This is a genomic window from Streptococcus mitis, from assembly GCF_002005545.1.
GTDB classification, from domain to species: Bacteria; Bacillota; Bacilli; order Lactobacillales; family Streptococcaceae; genus Streptococcus; species Streptococcus mitis_I.
Map to the genome: position 1 here is coordinate 442,456 of NZ_LBMT01000001.1, position 17,548 is coordinate 460,003.

Annotated in this window: 18 protein-coding genes and 1 tRNA gene; 14 read left to right on the top strand and 5 right to left on the bottom strand. The window is 34.5% G+C overall.

The features are described from left to right. From comE to rlmH, 5 genes are all read right to left on the bottom strand, one after another. On the bottom strand, nucleotides 1-753 hold the full coding sequence (gene comE, locus QS39_RS02135) for a competence system response regulator transcription factor ComE (RefSeq protein WP_000866069.1): 753 nt from the start codon (nucleotides 751-753) through the stop codon (nucleotides 1-3). Then, nucleotides 750-2,075 (bottom strand): competence system sensor histidine kinase ComD, encoded by a 1,326-nt coding sequence (comD, locus tag QS39_RS02140; RefSeq protein WP_077804504.1) that lies wholly within the window; start codon nucleotides 2,073-2,075, stop codon nucleotides 750-752. The genes comE and comD overlap by 4 nt, the downstream gene beginning before the upstream one ends. Before the next feature lie 20 nt (nucleotides 2,076-2,095). Then, nucleotides 2,096-2,221, bottom strand: coding sequence for a competence-stimulating peptide ComC (gene comC, locus QS39_RS02145; RefSeq protein ID WP_000799683.1), 126 nt, complete (start codon nucleotides 2,219-2,221; stop codon nucleotides 2,096-2,098). A 164-nt stretch (nucleotides 2,222-2,385) separates the two neighbouring features. Continuing rightward, a tRNA-Arg gene (locus QS39_RS02150) sits at nucleotides 2,386-2,459 on the bottom strand. Between the two features lie 43 nt (nucleotides 2,460-2,502). Next, nucleotides 2,503-2,982, bottom strand: coding sequence for a 23S rRNA (pseudouridine(1915)-N(3))-methyltransferase RlmH (gene rlmH / locus QS39_RS02155; RefSeq protein WP_077804505.1), 480 nt, complete (start codon nucleotides 2,980-2,982; stop codon nucleotides 2,503-2,505). 183 nt (nucleotides 2,983-3,165) lie between these two features. Here rlmH and htrA point away from each other — a divergent pair, with 183 nt between their 5' ends. The 14 genes from htrA to hpt all read left to right on the top strand — a co-directional run bounded on the left by htrA (nucleotide 3,166) and on the right by hpt (nucleotide 17,536). Then, complete coding sequence (htrA, locus tag QS39_RS02160) at nucleotides 3,166-4,347, top strand: serine protease HtrA (RefSeq protein ID WP_077804506.1); 1,182 nt, start codon at nucleotides 3,166-3,168, stop codon at nucleotides 4,345-4,347. 57 nt (nucleotides 4,348-4,404) lie between these two features. Next, a complete protein-coding gene (locus tag QS39_RS02165; protein ID WP_000410368.1) occupies nucleotides 4,405-5,163 on the top strand; it encodes a ParB/RepB/Spo0J family partition protein in 759 nt (252 codons plus the stop codon). Nucleotides 5,164-5,375: 212 nt separating this feature from the next. Continuing rightward, nucleotides 5,376-6,737, top strand: a complete 1,362-nt coding sequence (dnaA, locus tag QS39_RS02170; protein WP_077804507.1) for a chromosomal replication initiator protein DnaA — start codon at nucleotides 5,376-5,378, stop codon at nucleotides 6,735-6,737. A gap of 158 nt (nucleotides 6,738-6,895) precedes the next feature. Beyond that, the gene (gene dnaN / locus QS39_RS02175) at nucleotides 6,896-8,032 is read left to right on the top strand and encodes a DNA polymerase III subunit beta (protein ID WP_077804508.1); all 1,137 of its coding nucleotides are present in this window, start codon (nucleotides 6,896-6,898) and stop codon (nucleotides 8,030-8,032) included. Nucleotides 8,033-8,096: 64 nt separating this feature from the next. Further along, on the top strand, nucleotides 8,097-8,291 hold the full coding sequence (locus QS39_RS02180) for a DUF951 domain-containing protein (protein ID WP_000285186.1): 195 nt from the start codon (nucleotides 8,097-8,099) through the stop codon (nucleotides 8,289-8,291). Nucleotides 8,292-8,375: 84 nt separating this feature from the next. Next, nucleotides 8,376-9,491: a redox-regulated ATPase YchF gene (ychF, locus tag QS39_RS02185; RefSeq protein WP_023944970.1), complete on the top strand. Its 1,116-nt coding sequence runs from the start codon at nucleotides 8,376-8,378 to the stop codon at nucleotides 9,489-9,491. Nucleotides 9,492-9,562: 71 nt separating this feature from the next. Then, nucleotides 9,563-10,132, top strand: a complete 570-nt coding sequence (gene pth, locus QS39_RS02190) for an aminoacyl-tRNA hydrolase (protein ID WP_077804509.1) — start codon at nucleotides 9,563-9,565, stop codon at nucleotides 10,130-10,132. Further along, nucleotides 10,133-13,642 (top strand): transcription-repair coupling factor, encoded by a 3,510-nt coding sequence (gene mfd / locus QS39_RS02195; RefSeq protein ID WP_077804510.1) that lies wholly within the window; start codon nucleotides 10,133-10,135, stop codon nucleotides 13,640-13,642. 57 nt (nucleotides 13,643-13,699) lie between these two features. Next, on the top strand, nucleotides 13,700-13,966 hold the full coding sequence (locus QS39_RS02200; protein WP_001234978.1) for an RNA-binding S4 domain-containing protein: 267 nt from the start codon (nucleotides 13,700-13,702) through the stop codon (nucleotides 13,964-13,966). Further along, on the top strand, nucleotides 13,959-14,327 hold the full coding sequence (locus QS39_RS02205) for a septum formation initiator family protein (RefSeq protein WP_000041912.1): 369 nt from the start codon (nucleotides 13,959-13,961) through the stop codon (nucleotides 14,325-14,327). Before QS39_RS02200 ends, QS39_RS02205 begins: the two co-directional genes overlap by 8 nt. A gap of 4 nt (nucleotides 14,328-14,331) precedes the next feature. After that, the gene (locus QS39_RS11235) at nucleotides 14,332-14,454 is read left to right on the top strand and encodes an SP_0009 family protein (protein WP_000429334.1); all 123 of its coding nucleotides are present in this window, start codon (nucleotides 14,332-14,334) and stop codon (nucleotides 14,452-14,454) included. Then, the gene (locus QS39_RS02210) at nucleotides 14,447-15,715 is read left to right on the top strand and encodes a serine hydrolase (RefSeq protein ID WP_077804511.1); all 1,269 of its coding nucleotides are present in this window, start codon (nucleotides 14,447-14,449) and stop codon (nucleotides 15,713-15,715) included. Before QS39_RS11235 ends, QS39_RS02210 begins: the two co-directional genes overlap by 8 nt. Further along, on the top strand, nucleotides 15,712-16,989 hold the full coding sequence (gene tilS, locus QS39_RS02215) for a tRNA lysidine(34) synthetase TilS (RefSeq protein WP_077804512.1): 1,278 nt from the start codon (nucleotides 15,712-15,714) through the stop codon (nucleotides 16,987-16,989). Before QS39_RS02210 ends, tilS begins: the two co-directional genes overlap by 4 nt. Before the next feature lie 4 nt (nucleotides 16,990-16,993). Further along, entirely contained in the window at nucleotides 16,994-17,536 is a 543-nt protein-coding gene (gene hpt, locus QS39_RS02220) for a hypoxanthine phosphoribosyltransferase (protein WP_000892176.1), read from the top strand. Nucleotides 17,537-17,548: the final 12 nt, after the last annotated feature.

The window sequence follows — 17,548 nt, forward strand, 5'->3', positions numbered from 1 at the left end:
TCACTTTTGAGATTTTTTCTCTAAAATATCTTTCAATTTTCTAATTTTTAACCTTGAAATAGGACAGCGATGATCTTCATAGAAAACAACTTCTAGATTCTTTCGGTCAATTTCTCTAATATTGCCTATATTTACCAAAAATGACTTATGAGGAGAATAAAATCGTTGGGTATGTTTGTCCTTTTCCTGAATATCTGTCATGGTACCGTAAAACTCTTTTGCAAAATTCTTACCAATAATGCGTAATTTATGAGAGACCCCTGTCGTTTCAATATACAAAATATCATGGTAAGGAATTTTTAAATCATTTCCCTTGTAATTGTAGTCAAAATAATCCACCACATCTTCATTTTCAAGTAACATACTCTTCGTGTAGAAAATATTTTGCTCAATTCTCTTCTTAAACATCTCATCATTGATATCCTTATCAACAAAATCTAAGGCTGATACCTGGTATTTATAGGTGAGAGTCGCAAACTCTGATCGACTGGTAATAAAGACGATAATGGCATAAGGATTGTAATGACGAATGAGTTGAGCCACTTCAAATCCCTTTTTTTCAATCCCATGAATATCGATATCTAGGAAATAAAGCTGATTTACTTCATCGTTTTCAATGTATTCTTCAAATTCACGGACTTTTCCCGTTGTCTTGTATGATATTGGAATATTCGATTCTTTCGAAATTTCATCCAATATTCTTTCTAGTCTCACTTGATGTTCAATAACATCCTCTAAAATTAAAACTTTCATTCAAATTCCCTCTTAAATCTAATAATTTGTCTAAATGTACTGCCTTCCATCTCTGTTTCTAAAATAATATTGTTGTACTTATCCAGTAGTTCTTTCACATTATTTAATCCGACTCCACGATTTCTTCCCTTAGTAGAGAATCCTAAAGCAAATAGGTCTCCTGAAGGAGTCATCGTCATTTTACATGAATTCTGAATCACAATCACTGTTTCAGTTTCCATCTTAATAACTGCTACTTCCATCTGTTTTTTATAACTATCAGCCGATCCTTCCACAGCATTGTTCAATAAAACACTCATAATACGAACTAAATCCAGCAAGTCTATTGGTAGTCTAGTAATTATATCTTTTACTTCCAGTGTAAACTCTACACCATTATTTCGAGCATAGACAATTGACTGTGCAACCAAACTTCGTAAAGCTGAATCTTCTATGTTGTTCAAATCAAAGTAAGTGTACTTATCTGAACGCAGTTTATGATTGGCTTTGACCAAAACTTCATTGTAAATTCTGTCAATTTCCTGTAAATCACCACTGTCAATTGCCATCTGCATACTGACAAGCATCCCAGCATAATCATGTCGAAAACCACGAATTTCATTATATAGACCGACAATTTCATCTGTATAATTCTGTAAATGTTTCTGTTCAAATTTCTTCTGCTTCAAAGCAATCTCTTTCTCCATTTGTTCTTTATGCGAATTCATTGCAAAAAAGGTCAAAAGTAGAGAAATAAAGACAATAGATGATAAAATACTTCCAAAACTATTCAAATGTTTAATCGTACTTACCATATCTGAAACGAAAGATACAATATGGAGCAGTAGTAAAGCAAAAAATACTTTTTTCAAGAAAGGATAGAGGTAGTCTTTGTCAAAATAGGATAGTTCCAAATGGAAATAATGAATGATTTTTAAGACAACAAAATAGGTCAACACCGTTACAACGAAAAAGAATGGGTCATGATATTGTGAAACAAAGTTATCTCCTGTTATAGAGGAGAAAGTTACGGACAGAAAGTTATGAGTGCTCTCATATAAAAGAGATAGTAGTAAACTTAGGAATAGTCCTCTATCCCTCTCATACTGTTTAATCCATCGAAAATAGGAATATAAGCCCAAAGGAAATAAAAATCTTTCAATCACTATTTCATCTAAATATAGAAGATAAAAGGAAAGTTCAAGTACTGCTTCTACTAGTAATGTATAGATACCAAAAAAATATAGTTCCTTTGATTTTATTTGACCTTTACAAATTAAACGGTAACTGTGACTAATAATTAAAAAATGACCAATAACTGTCCCAAATCCAAATAAATTCATTACTCTTTCCCCTTATTTTATTACTTTTTTCTTGGGAAAATAAAATCACGGAGGATTTTTGGCAGTCTCATCTCCCCACCTTTAATCTCCTGCAAGTCTTTTTCCTTCAAGGCTACAAACTGTTCCAATTTAACTGTGTTTTTCATAATAAAATCTCCTAAAATGTTTTTTCTTGTAAGCTAACTTACAAAAACCATTATACAAAATGGAATTTCGTTTTAGATAAAATTCTCTCAACTGTCATTTTTTTCTCCTCAAGTGTACTTTTTTAAGAAAAAAGCCGGGAAAATTCCCAGCTTTGCTACTATATTGATCCCAGCAGGATTCGAACCTGCGACCGTTCGCTTAGAAGGCGAATGCTCTATCCAGCTGAGCTATGAGACCTAATACAATTATTCTACCAAAAATTCAATTAAAAGTCAATTTTCTATTTATGATAGGGCGAGCCCTGCTGAATCGTAAAAGCGCGATAGATTTGTTCAACAAGGACTAGTCTCATTAACTGATGGGGCAAAGTTAGACGGCCAAAACTAACAGAAAGATTAGCTCTCTTTTTTACAGCTGATGATAATCCTAAACTCCCTCCAATAATAAAGGTAAGAGTAGAAAATCCTTTTATAGAAGCTTCTTCTAACTGCTTACTAAATTCTTCTGAAGAAAGTGTTTTCCCCTCAATGGCTAACACAATAACAAAATCACGATCACTAACTTTTGATAAAATTCTCTGACCTTCTATTTCTAAAATCTTTTGATTTTCTGACTCACTAGCCCTATCTGGTGTTTTTTCATCTGCCAGCTCAATCATTTCAAGCTTAGCAAATCGAGAAATTCGTTTTGAATACTCTGCAATACCATCTTTTAAATACTTTTCTTTCAGTTTCCCAACTGTTACAACTTTAATTTTCATGACTCTATTCTAGCATATTCTTTATTTTTTCACATCTTATTCACAAAATAAAAGGTTAATTTTAACTGAGAAAACCACAGATTTTAGAAAGTTATCCACAATCTGTGAAAAACTTTTGTATTTAAGTTATAATTAAGCTAGTCAGTTTATACTTTCAGTAATTTCAAACATATGGAGGCAAATATGAAACATCTAAAAATATTTTACAAAAAATGGTTTCAATTATTAATCGTTATCGTCATTAGCTTTATTAGTGGAGCCTTGGGTAGTTTTTCAATAACTCAACTAACTCAAAAAAGTGGTGTAAGTAGCTCTAACAACAATAGTACTATTACACAAACTGCCTATAAGAACGAAAATTCAACAACACAGGCTGTTAACAAAGTAAAAGATGCTGTCGTTTCAGTTATTACTTATTCAGCAAACAGACAAAATAGCGTATTTGGTAATGATGATACTGACACAGATTCTCAGCAAATCTCTAGTGAAGGATCTGGAGTTATTTATAAAAAGAATGATAAAGAAGCTTACATCGTCACCAACAATCACGTTATAAATGGCGCCAGCAAAGTAGATATTCGTTTGTCAGATGGAACTAAAGTACCTGGAGAAATTGTCGGAGCTGATACTTTCTCTGATATTGCTGTCGTCAAAATATCTTCAGAAAAAGTGACAACAGTAGCTGAGTTTGGTGATTCTAGCAAGTTAACCGTAGGAGAAACTGCCATTGCCATCGGTAGCCCATTAGGTTCTGAATATGCTAATACTGTCACTCAGGGTATTGTATCTAGTCTCAATCGAAATGTATCTTTAAAATCTGAAGATGGACAAGCCATTTCTACAAAAGCCATCCAAACTGATACTGCTATTAATCCAGGTAACTCTGGTGGCCCACTGATCAATATTCAAGGGCAGGTTATTGGAATTACCTCAAGTAAAATTGCCACAAATGGAGGAACCTCTGTAGAAGGCCTTGGTTTCGCAATCCCTGCAAATGATGCTATCAATATTATTGAACAGTTGGAAAAGAACGGAAAAGTGACGCGTCCAGCTTTGGGCATCCAAATGGTCAATCTCTCAAATATTAATACAAGTGATATTAGAAGACTGAATATTCCAAGCAATGTAACATCTGGTGTAGTTGTTCGTTCTGTGCAAAGTAATATGCCTGCCAATGGTCACCTTGAAAAATACGATGTTATTACAAAAGTAGATGACAAGGAGATTGCTTCATCAACAGACTTACAAAGTGCTCTTTACAATCATTCTATCGGAGACACCATTAAGATAACTTACTATCGTAACGGTAAAGAAGAAACTACATCTATTAAACTTGACAAGAGTTCAGGTGATTTAGAATCTTAATTGACATCTATGTAAAGAAAGCTTTACATAAGAGAAAAGATGTGTTAGTGTAGAATCATGGAAAAATTTGAAATGATTTCTATCACGGATATACAAAAAAATCCCTATCAACCTCGAAAAGAATTTGATGGAGAAAAACTACATGAACTAGCACAGTCTATCAAAGAAAATGGGCTCATTCAACCGATTATTGTTCGTCAATCTCCTGTTATTGGTTATGAAATCCTTGCAGGAGAAAGACGCTATCGGGCTTCACTTTTAGCTGGTCTAAGGTCTATCCCAGCTGTTGTTAAACAGCTTTCAGATCAAGAGATGATGGTCCAGTCCATCATTGAAAATTTACAGAGGGAAAATTTAAATCCAATAGAAGAAGCACGCGCCTATGAATCTCTTGTAGAGAAAGGATTTACCCATGCTGAAATTGCAGATAAAATGGGCAAGTCTCGTCCTTATATCAGCAACTCCATTCGTTTGCTTTCCTTGCCAGATGCTATCCTCTCAGAAGTAGAAAATGGCAAACTATCACAAGCTCATGCGCGTTCTCTAGTTGGGTTGAATAAGGAACAACAAGACTATTTCTTTCAACGAATTATAGAAGAAGACATTTCTGTAAGGAAGTTAGAAGCTCTTCTGACAGAGAAAAAACAAAAGAAACTTCAAAAAACGAATCATTTCATACAAAATGAAGAAGAACAGTTAAAAAAACTACTCGGATTAGATGTAGAGATTAAGCTGTCTAAAAAAGATAGTGGAAAAATCATTATTTCTTTTTCAAATCAAGAAGAATACAGTAGAATTATCAACAGCCTGAAATAAGGCTGTTCTTTTATTTTTTTATCTCACAAGGTTATCCACTATTTTTTTCAATAAAAAGCTTAATAAATCAATAGCTTCTGCTTTTATCCCCAACCTGTGGATAAAACTTGGTAACATTGTGGATTATTTTTCACAGCTTGTGGAAAATTCTTGTTCTCTATGGTAAAATAGGTCTAGTATAAAACTTTTAAATAGTAAAGGAGGAGAAAGGATTGAAAGAAAAACAATTTTGGAATCGTATATTAGAATTTGCTCAAGAAAGACTGACTCGATCCATGTATGATTTCTATGCTATTCAAGCTGAACTCATCAAGGTAGAGGAAAATGTTGCCACTATATTTTTACCACGATCTGAAATGGAAATGGTCTGGGAAAAACAACTAAAAGATATTATTGTAGTTGCCGGATTTGAAATTTATGATGCTGAGATAACTCCCCACTATATTTTCACCAGGCCTCAAGATACGACTATTTCACAAGTTGAAGAAGCTACAAATTCAACTCTTTATGATTATAGTCCAAAGTTAGCATCTATTCCTTACTCGGATACTGGGTTAAAAGAAAAGTATACCTTTGATAATTTTATTCAAGGGGATGGAAATGTTTGGGCAGTATCAGCCGCTTTGGCCGTCTCTGAAGATTTAGCCTTGACCTATAATCCTCTTTTTATCTATGGAGGACCTGGGCTTGGTAAGACTCATCTGTTAAACGCTATTGGAAATGAAATTCTAAAAAATATTCCAAATGCGCGTGTCAAATACATACCTGCTGAAAGCTTTATTAATGACTTTCTTGATCACTTAAGGCTTGGGGAAATGGAAAAATTTAAAAAAACCTATCGTAGTCTTGATCTTTTGTTAATCGATGATATCCAGTCACTCAGCGGAAAAAAAGTTGCAACTCAGGAAGAATTTTTCAATACCTTTAACGCCCTTCATGACAAGCAAAAACAGATTGTCCTAACCAGTGATCGTAGTCCAAAACATCTAGAAGGGCTCGAGGAGAGGCTTGTCACGCGCTTTAGTTGGGGATTAACACAAACTATCACCCCCCCTGACTTTGAAACACGTATTGCCATTTTGCAAAGTAAAACGGAACATTTAGGCTACAATTTCCAAAGTGATACTCTAGAATACCTAGCTGGGCAATTTGATTCAAATGTTCGAGATCTTGAGGGAGCCATCAACGACATCACTTTAATTGCCCGAGTAAAAAAAATCAAGGATATCACTATTGATATTGCTGCAGAAGCTATTAGAGCTCGCAAACAAGATGTTAGCCAAATGCTCGTCATCCCAATTGATAAAATCCAAAATGAAGTCGGTAACTTTTATGGTGTCAGCGTCAAAGAAATGAAGGGAAGCAGACGCCTTCAAAATATCGTTTTGGCCCGTCAAGTAGCCATGTATTTATCTAGAGAACTAACAGATAATAGTCTTCCAAAAATTGGGAAGGAATTTGGTGGAAAAGATCATACAACAGTCATTCATGCCCATGCAAAAATTAAATCTTTGATTGATGAAGACGATAATTTACGTTTAGAAATTGAATCCATCAAAAAGAAAATTAAATAACTTGTAGAAAACTTTTACTTTATTATCTTTTTTATCCACATTTTTTAAACAAGCCAAAAAACTTGATATGACTTGTTTAAAGTCTGTTTTCCACAGATTTCACAGACTCTATTATTACTATTATCCTTCTAATACTAAAAATAAATAAAGGAGAATCCATGATTCATTTTTCAATTAATAAAAATTTATTTCTACAAGCATTGAATACAACTAAGAGAGCTATTAGTTCTAAAAATGCTATTCCTATTTTATCAACCGTCAAAATTGACGTAACCAATGAAGGTGTTACTTTAATTGGTTCAAATGGTCAAATTTCAATTGAAAATTTTATTTCTCAAAAAAATGAAGATGCTGGTCTATTAATTACTTCTTTAGGTTCGATCCTTCTTGAAGCTTCTTTCTTCATCAATGTGGTATCTAGCCTACCTGATGTGACTCTTGATTTTAAAGAAATTGAACAAAATCAAATTGTTTTAACCAGCGGCAAATCAGAAATTACATTAAAAGGAAAAGATAGCGAACAGTATCCACGAATCCAAGAAATTTCAGCAAGCACTCCTTTGGTTCTTGAAACAAAATTACTCAAGAAAATTATCAATGAAACAGCATTTGCTGCAAGTACACAAGAAAGTCGTCCAATTTTAACAGGTGTTCATTTTGTATTGAGTCAGCATAAGGAGCTAAAAACAGTGGCAACAGACTCTCATCGTCTAAGCCAGAAAAAATTAACTCTTGAGAAAAATAGTGATGATTTTGATGTCGTGATTCCGAGCCGTTCTCTACGCGAATTTTCAGCGGTATTTACAGATGATATCGAAACTGTAGAGATTTTCTTTGCCAATAACCAAATCCTCTTTAGAAGCGAAAATATTAGCTTCTATACTCGTCTCCTAGAAGGAAACTACCCTGATACAGATCGCTTGATTCCAACAGACTTTAACACTACTATTACTTTTGATGTGGTAAACTTACGCCAGTCAATGGAACGTGCTCGTCTTTTATCAAGTGCGACTCAAAATGGTACTGTGAAACTTGAAATTAAAGATGGGGTTGTTAGCGCCCATGTTCACTCTCCAGAAGTTGGTAAAGTAAACGAAGAAATCGATACTGACCAGGTTACTGGGGATGATTTGACCATTAGTTTCAACCCAACTTACTTGATTGATTCTCTTAAAGCTTTAAATAGCGAAAAGGTGACCATTAGCTTTATCTCAGCTGTTCGTCCATTTACTCTTGTGCCAGCAGATACTGACGAAGACTTCATGCAGCTCATTACACCAGTTCGTACCAATTAAGTGAAAGAGGTTGAGCCTAGCTCGCCTCTTTTATGATATAATCGAAAAAGAAAAGGAGAGTAGTATGTATCAAGTTGGAAATTTTGTTGAGATGAAAAAACCACATGCTTGCACCATCAAGTCAACAGGAAAAAAAGCTAATCGTTGGGAAATTACACGTGTAGGAGCAGATATCAAAATCAAATGTAGCAATTGTGACCATGTTGTCATGATGGGGCGCTATGATTTTGATCGAAAAATGAATAAAATTATTGACTAAGACCCCTTAGTTAGAGGGTTAGCAAGTTTTCCCTTTTTGTGTTATAATATTAGGGATTGAAATGAAAACGGAGAATGAGAAAATATGTCTTTAACAGCAGGTATCGTTGGTTTGCCAAACGTTGGTAAATCAACACTATTTAATGCAATTACAAAAGCAGGAGCAGAGGCTGCAAACTATCCATTTGCGACGATTGATCCAAACGTTGGAATGGTTGAGGTTCCAGATGAACGCCTACAAAAATTGACTGAAATGATCACTCCTAAAAAGACAGTTCCAACAACATTTGAATTTACAGATATCGCAGGAATTGTAAAAGGAGCTTCAAAAGGAGAAGGGCTAGGGAATAAATTCTTGGCTAATATCCGTGAAGTAGATGCGATTGTTCATGTAGTTCGTGCTTTTGATGATGAAAATGTAATGCGTGAGCAAGGACGTGAAGACGCCTTTGTAGATCCACTTGCAGATATTGATACAATTAATCTGGAATTGATTCTTGCTGACTTAGAATCAGTGAACAAACGATATGCGCGTGTAGAAAAGATGGCACGTACGCAAAAAGATAAAGAATCTGTAGCAGAATTTAATGTTCTTCAAAAGATTAAACCTGTTCTTGAAGATGGAAAATCAGCTCGAACTATTGAATTTACAGATGAAGAACAAAAAGTTGTCAAAGGTCTCTTCCTTTTGACAACTAAACCAGTTCTTTATGTTGCTAATGTGGACGAGGATGTGGTTTCAGAACCTGACTCTATCGACTATGTCAAACAAATTCGTGAATTTGCAGCGACAGAAAATGCTGAAGTAGTCGTTATTTCTGCGCGTGCTGAGGAAGAAATTTCTGAGTTAGACGACGAAGATAAGCAAGAGTTTCTTGAAGCACTTGGGTTGACAGAATCAGGCGTTGACAAGTTGACTCGTGCAGCTTACCACTTGCTTGGACTGGGAACTTATTTCACAGCTGGTGAAAAAGAAGTTCGCGCTTGGACCTTCAAACGTGGTATGAAGGCTCCTCAAGCAGCTGGTATTATCCACTCAGACTTTGAAAAAGGCTTTATTCGTGCAGTAACCATGTCATATGATGATTTGGTGAAATATGGATCTGAAAAGGCCGTAAAAGAAGCTGGACGTTTGCGTGAAGAAGGTAAAGAATATATCGTCCAAGACGGCGATATCATGGAATTCCGCTTTAATGTCTAAAAATTTAATAAATAGTGTCAATTAGGTTGGAAAAAAATTCCAACCCTTTTGGCTTTTGAAAGGAAAAATAAATGACTAAATTACTTGTAGGATTAGGAAATCCAGGGGATAAATATTTTGAAACAAAACACAATGTTGGATTTATGTTGATTGACCAACTAGCGAAGAAACAGAATGTCACTTTTACACATGATAAGATATTTCAAGCTGACCTAGCATCCTTTTTCCTAAATGGAGAAAAAATTTATCTTGTCAAACCAACGACATTTATGAATGAAAGTGGAAAAGCGGTTCATGCTTTATTGACTTATTATGGTTTGGATATTGAAGATTTACTCATCATTTACGATGATCTTGACATGGAAGTTGGAAAGATTCGTTTAAGAGCAAAGGGATCCGCAGGTGGTCATAATGGTATCAAGTCTATTATTCAACATATTGGAACTCAGGTCTTTAATCGTGTTAAAATTGGAATCGGAAGACCTAAAAATGGCATGTCAGTTGTTAACCATGTTTTGAGTACCTTTGACAAGGATGATTATATTGGTATTTTACAGTCTATTGACAAAGTTGACGATTCTGTAAACTACTATTTACAAGAGAAAAACTTTGAAAAAACGATGCAGAGGTATAACGGATAAATGTTGACCTTATTAGATTTATTCTCAGAAAATGATCAGATCGAAAAATGGCATCAAAATTTAACAGATAAAAAAAGACAATTAATGTTAGGTTTGTCAACTTCTACAAAAGCTTTAGCAATTGCTAGTAGTTTGAGACAGGAAGATAAGATTGTGTTATTGACGTCAACTTATGGAGAAGCAGAAGGACTTGTTAGTGATCTTATCTCTATCTTGGGTGAGGAACTTGTCTATCCATTTTTGGTAGATGACTCCCCTATGGTAGAGTTTTTGATGTCTTCACAAGAAAAAATCATTTCACGGGTTGAAGCCTTGCGTTTTTTGACTGATTCATCTAAGAAAGGGATTTTAGTTTGTAATATCGCAGCAAGTCGATTGATTTTACCGTCTCCCAATATATTCAAAGATAGTATTGTAAAAATAACAGTTGGTGAAGAATATGACCAACACGCGCTTATCCATCAGTTAAAGGAAATAGGCTATCGAAAAGTTACTCAAGTACAAACTCAGGGTGAATTTAGTTTGCGAGGAGATATTTTAGATATTTTTGAAATATCCCAGTTAGAACCTTGCCGAATTGAGTTTTTTGGTGATGAAATTGATGGTATTAGGTCATTTGAAGTAGAAACACAATTATCGAAAGAAAATCAGACAGAACTCACAATCTTTCCAGCTAGCGACATACTTTTGAGAGAAAAGGATTATCAAAGAGGTCAGTCAGCTTTAGAAAAACAAATTTCAAAAACGTTATCACCTATTTTAAAATCATACTTAGAAGAAATTCTTTCAATTTTTCACCAAAAACAAATTCATTCTGATTCTCGGAAGTTTTTATCTTTGTGCTATGATAAGACATGGACTGTCTTTGATTATATTGAAAAAGATACTCCAATATTCTTTGATGATTATCAAAAATTGATGAATCAGTATGAAGTCTTTGAAAGAGAATTAGCGAAATACTTTACAGAAGAATTACAGAATAGTAAAGCATTTTCTGATATGCAGTATTTTGCTGATATTGAACAAATCTATAAAAAACAAAGTCCAGTGACCTTTTTCTCTAATCTTCAAAAAGGTTTAGGAAATCTTAAATTTGACAAAATTTATCAATTCAATCAATATCCTATGCAGGAATTTTTCAATCAGTTTTCTTTTCTAAAAGAAGAAATTGAACGATATAAAAAAATGGATTACACCATTATTCTGCAGTCTAGCAATTCAATGGGAAGTAAAACATTAGAGGATGTGTTAGAGGAATATCAGATTAAATTGGATTCCAGAAATAAGTCAAGCATTTGTAAAGAATCTGTAAACTTAATCGAGGGCAATCTCAGACATGGTTTTCATTTTGTAGATGAAAAAATTCTGGTGATTACTGAACATGAGATTTTTCAAAAGAAATTGAAACGTCGTTTTCGAAGACAACATGTTTCAAATGCAGAGCGCTTAAAAGATTATAATGAACTTGAAAAAGGGGACTATGTTGTTCACCACATTCATGGAATTGGTCAATACCTAGGAATTGAAACCATTGAAATCAAAGGGATTCACCGCGATTATGTTAGCGTCCAATACCAAAATGGTGATCAAATTTCTATCCCAGTGGAACAGATTCATCTACTTTCCAAATACGTTTCAAGTGACGGTAAAGCACCTAAACTAAATAAATTAAATGATGGTCATTTCAAACAAGCAAAGCAAAAAGTTAAGAACCAGGTAGAGGATATAGCTGACGATTTAATTAAACTTTATTCTGAACGCAGCCAGTTGAAGGGCTTTGCTTTCTCAGCTGATGATGAGGATCAACATGCTTTTGATGATGCCTTCCCTTATGTTGAAACGGATGATCAACTGCGTAGTATTGAGGAAATCAAGAGGGATATGCAGGATTCTCATCCCATGGATCGACTTTTAGTTGGAGATGTTGGTTTTGGAAAGACTGAAGTTGCTATGCGTGCAGCCTTTAAGGCAGTCAATGATCACAAACAGGTTGTCGTTTTAGTTCCGACGACGGTTTTAGCGCAACAGCACTATACGAATTTTAAGGAACGATTCCAAAATTTTGCAGTTAATATTAATGTATTGAGTCGCTTTAGAAGTAAAAAAGAGCAGACTGAAACACTTGAAAAATTGAAAAAGGGTCAAGTTGATATTTTGATTGGAACACATCGTGTTTTGTCAAAAGATGTTGTGTTTGCTGATTTGGGCTTGATGATTATTGATGAGGAACAGCGATTTGGTGTCAAGCATAAGGAAACCTTGAAAGAACTGAAGAAACAAGTGGATGTCCTGACCTTGACAGCAACGCCAATCCCTCGTACCCTCCATATGTCTATGCTGGGAATCAGAGATTTGTCTGTTATTGAAACTCCGCCGACTAATCGTTATCCAGTGCAAACCTATGTTTTGGAAAAGAATGAGAGTGTCATTCGTGATGCTGTTTTGCGTGAAATGGAGCGTGGAGGTCAAGTTTACTACCTTTACAACAAAGTTGACACAATTGACCAGAAGGTTTCAGAATTACAGGAGTTGATTCCAGAGGCTTCGATTGGTTATGTTCATGGTCGAATGAGTGAAATCCAGTTGGAAAATACTCTACTAGACTTTATTGAGGGACAATACGATATCTTGGTGACGACTACCATCATTGAGACAGGGGTGGACATTCCAAATGCCAATACCTTATTTATCGAAAATGCAGACCATATGGGCTTGTCAACCTTGTATCAGTTAAGAGGAAGAGTTGGTCGTAGTAATCGTATTGCTTATGCCTATCTCATGTATCGTCCAGAAAAATCAATTAGCGAATTATCTGAGAAGAGATTAGAAGCGATTAAAGGATTTACAGAATTGGGCTCCGGATTTAAGATTGCGATGCGAGATCTTTCGATTCGTGGAGCAGGAAATCTTTTAGGAAAATCCCAGTCTGGTTTCATTGATTCTGTTGGTTTTGAATTGTATTCGCAGTTATTAGAGGAAGCTATTGCTAAACGAAACGGTAATGCTAACACTAACACAAGAACCAAAGGGAATGCTGAGTTGATTTTGCAAATTGATGCCTATCTTCCTGATACTTATATTTCTGATCAACGACATAAGATTGAAATTTACAAGAAAATTCGTCAAATTGACAACCGTGTCAATTATGAGGAGTTACAAGAAGAGCTGATGGACCGTTTTGGAGAATACCCAGATGTAGTAGCCTATCTTTTAGAGATTGGTTTAGTCAAGTCATATTTGGACAAGGTCTTTGTTCAACGTGTGGAAAGAAAAGATAATAAAATTACAGTTCAATTTGAAAAAGTCACTCAACGATTGTTTTTAGCTCAAGATTATTTTAAAGCTTTATCCGCAACGAACTTAAAAGCAGGTATCGTTGAGAATAAGGGATTAATGGAGCTTGTGTTTGATGTCCAAAATAAGAAAGATTATGAAATTTTAGAAGGTCTGCTGATTTTTGGAGAAAGTTTATTAGAGATAAAAGAGTCTAAGAAAGAAAATTCCATTTGATATTTTTCTTCTATAAAATAGATAAAAATGGTACAATAATAAGTTGAGGTAATAAGGATGAGATTAGACAAATATTTAAAAGTATCGCGAATTATCAAGCGTCGTACAGTCGCAAAAGAAGTAGCAGATAAAGGCAGAATCAAGGTGAATGGAATCTTGGCCAAAAGTTCAACGGATTTGAAAGTTAATGACCAAGTTGAAATTCGTTTTGGAAATAAGTTGCTACTTGTCAAAGTACTAGAGATGAAAGATAGCACAAAAAAAGAAGATGCAGCAGGCATGTATGAAATTATCAGTGAAACACGGGTAGAAGAAAATGTCTAAAAATATTGTACAATTGAATAATTCTTTTATTCAAAATGAATATCAACGTCGTCGCTACCTGATGAAAGAACGGCAAAAACGGAATCGTTTTATGGGGTGGGTATTGATTTTGATTATGCTATTATTTATCTTGCCAACTTTTAATTTAGCGCAGAGCTATCAGCAATTACTCCAAAGACGTCAGCAATTAGCAGACTTGCAAACTCAGTATCAAACCTTGAGTGATGAAAAGGATAAGGAGACAGCATTTGCTACCAAGTTGAAAGATGAGGATTATGCTGCCAAATATACACGAGCAAAGTACTATTATTCTAAGTCGAGGGAAATAGTTTATACGATTCCTGACTTGCTTCAAAGGTGATAAAATGGAAAATTTACTAGACGTAATTGAGCAATTTTTGAGTTTATCAGATGAAAAGCTGGAAGAGTTGGCTGATAAAAATCAATTATTGCGTTTACAAGAAGAAAAGGAAAGGAAGAATGCGTAAATTCTTAATTATTTTGTTGCTACCAAGTTTTTTGACCATTTCAAAAGTCGTTAGCACAGAAAAAGAAGTCGTCTATACTTCGAAAGAAATTTATTACCTTTCACAATCTGACTTTGGTATTTATTTTAGAGAAAAGCTAAGTTTTCCCATGGTTTATGGAGAGGTTCCTGTTTATGCGAATGAAGATTTAGTAGTGGAATCTGGAAAATTGACTCCCAAAACAAGTTTCCAAATAACTGAGTGGCGCTTAAATAAACAAGGAATTCCGGTATTTAAGCTATCAAATCATCAATTTATAGCTGCGGACAAACGATCTTTATATGATCAATCAGAGGTAACTCCAACAATAAAAAAAGTATGGTTAGAATCTGACTTTAAACTGTATAATAGTCCTTATGATTTAAAAGAAGTGAAATCATCCTTATCAGCTTATTCGCAAGTATCAATCGACAAGACCATGTTTGTAGAAGGAAGAGAATTTTTACATATTGATCAGGCTGGATGGGTAGATAAGGAATCAACTTCTGAAGAAGACAATCGGATGAGTAAGGTCCAAGAAATGTTATCGGAAAAATATCAGAAGGATTCATTCTCTATTTATGTTAAGCAACTGACTACTGGAAAAGAAGCTGGTATCAATCAAGATGAAAAGATGTATGCAGCTAGTGTTTTGAAACTCCCTTATCTCTATTATGCGCAAGAAAAAATAAATGAGGGTCTTTATCAGTTAGATACGACTGTAAAATACGTATCTGAAGTCAATGATTTTCCAGGTTCTTATAAACCAGAGGGAAGTGGTAGTCTTCCTAAAAAAGAGGATAATAAAGAGTATTCTCTCAAGGACTTAATCACAAAAGTATCTAAAGAATCTGATAATGTAGCTCATAATATATTGGGTTATTACATTTCAAACCAATCTGATGCCACATTCAAATCCAAGATGTCTGCCATTATGGGAGATGATTGGGATCCAAAAGAAAAATTGATTTCTTCCAAGATGGCCGGGAAGGTCATGGAAGCTATTTATAATCAAAATGGATTTGTGCTAGAGTCTTTGACTAAAACAGATTTTGATAATCAGCGAATTGCCAAAGGTGTTTCTGTGAAGGTAGCTCATAAAATTGGGGATGCGGACGAATTTAAGCATGATACGGGTGTTGTCTACGCAGATTCTCCATTTATTCTTTCTATTTTCACTAAGAATTCTGATTATGATACAATTTCTCAGATATCCAAGGATGTTTATGAGGTTCTAAAATGAGGGAACAAGATTTTTTAAATCATTTTCTCAAGAAGGGATATTTCAAAAAGCATACTAAGGTGGTGCTAGCTCTTTCCGGTGGGTTAGATTCTATGTTTCTATTTAAGGTATTATCTACTTATCAAAAAGAGTTAGAAATTGAATTGATTCTAGCTCATGTGAATCATAAGCAGAGAGTAGAATCAGATTGGGAAGAAAAGGAATTAAGGAAGTTGGCTGCTGAAGCAGAGCTTCCTATTTATATCAGCAATTTTTCAGGAGAATTTTCAGAAGCGCGTGCACGAAATTTTCGTTATGATTTTTTTCAAGAGGTCATGAAAAAGACAGGTGCGACAGCTTTAGTCACTGCTCACCATGCTGATGATCAGGTGGAAACGATTTTGATGCGTTTGATTCGAGGTACTCGTTTGCGCTATCTATCAGGAATTAAGGAGAAGCAAGTAGTCGGAGAGATAGAACTTATTCGACCCTTCTTGCATTTCCATAAAAAAGACTTTTCACCAATTTTTCATTTTGAAGATATATCAAATAAGAAAAATCATTATTTTCGCAATCGTATTCGAAACTCATACTTACCAGAATTAGAAAAAGAAAATCCTAGATTTAGAGATGCGATCTTAAGCATCGGCAATGAAATTTTAGATTATGATTTGGCAATAGCTGAATTATCAAAGAATATTGATGTAGAAAATTTAGATCAGCTATTGTCTTACTCTGAGTCGACACAAAGAGTTTTACTTCAAACTTATCTGAATCGTTTTCCAAATTTGAATCTTACAAAAGCTCAGTTTGAAGAAGTTAGACAAATTTTAAAAACTAAAAGCCAGTATCGTCATCCGCTTAAAAATGGTTATGAATTAGTAAAAGAGTATCAACAGTTTCGGATTTGTAAAATCAGTCCTCAGTCTGATGAAAAGGAAGATGAACTTGTGTTACACTATCAAAATCAGGTATCTTACCAAGGTTATTTATTTTCCTTTGGACTTCCTTTAGAAGGTGAATTAATTCAGCAGGTACCTGTTTCACGCGAAACATCCATACACATTCGTCATCGAAAAACAGGAGATGTTTTGATTCAGAATGGGCATAGAAAAAAACTCAGACGTCTATTTATTGATTTGAAAATCCCTATGGAAAAGCGAAAATCTGCTCTGATTATTGAGCAATTTGGTGAAATTGTCTCAATTTTGGGAATTGCGACCAGTAATTTGAGTAAAAACACGAAAAATGATATAATGAACACTGTACTTTATATAGAAAAAATAGATAGGTAAAAAAATGTTAGAAAACGATATTAAAAAAATCCTCGTTTCACACGATGAAATTACAGAAGCTGCTAAAAAATTAGGTGCTCAATTAACCAAAGACTATGCAGGGAAAAATCCAATCTTAGTTGGGATTTTAAAAGGATCTATTCCTTTTATGGCTGAATTGGTTAAACATATTGATACACATATTGAAATGGACTTTATGATGGTTTCTAGCTACCATGGTGGAACAGCAAGTAGTGGTGTTATCAATATTAAACAAGATGTGACTCAAGATATCAAAGGAAGACATGTTCTATTTGTAGAAGATATCATCGATACAGGTCAAACTTTGAAGAATTTGCGAGATATGTTTATTGCAAGAGAAGCAGCTTCTGTTAACATTGCAACCTTGTTGGACAAACCAGAAGGACGTGTTGTAGAAATTGAGGCAGACTATACCTGCTTTACTATCCCAAATGAGTTTGTAGTAGGTTATGGTTTAGACTACAAAGAAAATTATCGTAACCTTCCTTATGTTGGAGTATTGAAAGAAGAAGTGTATTCAAATTAGAAAGAACAATTT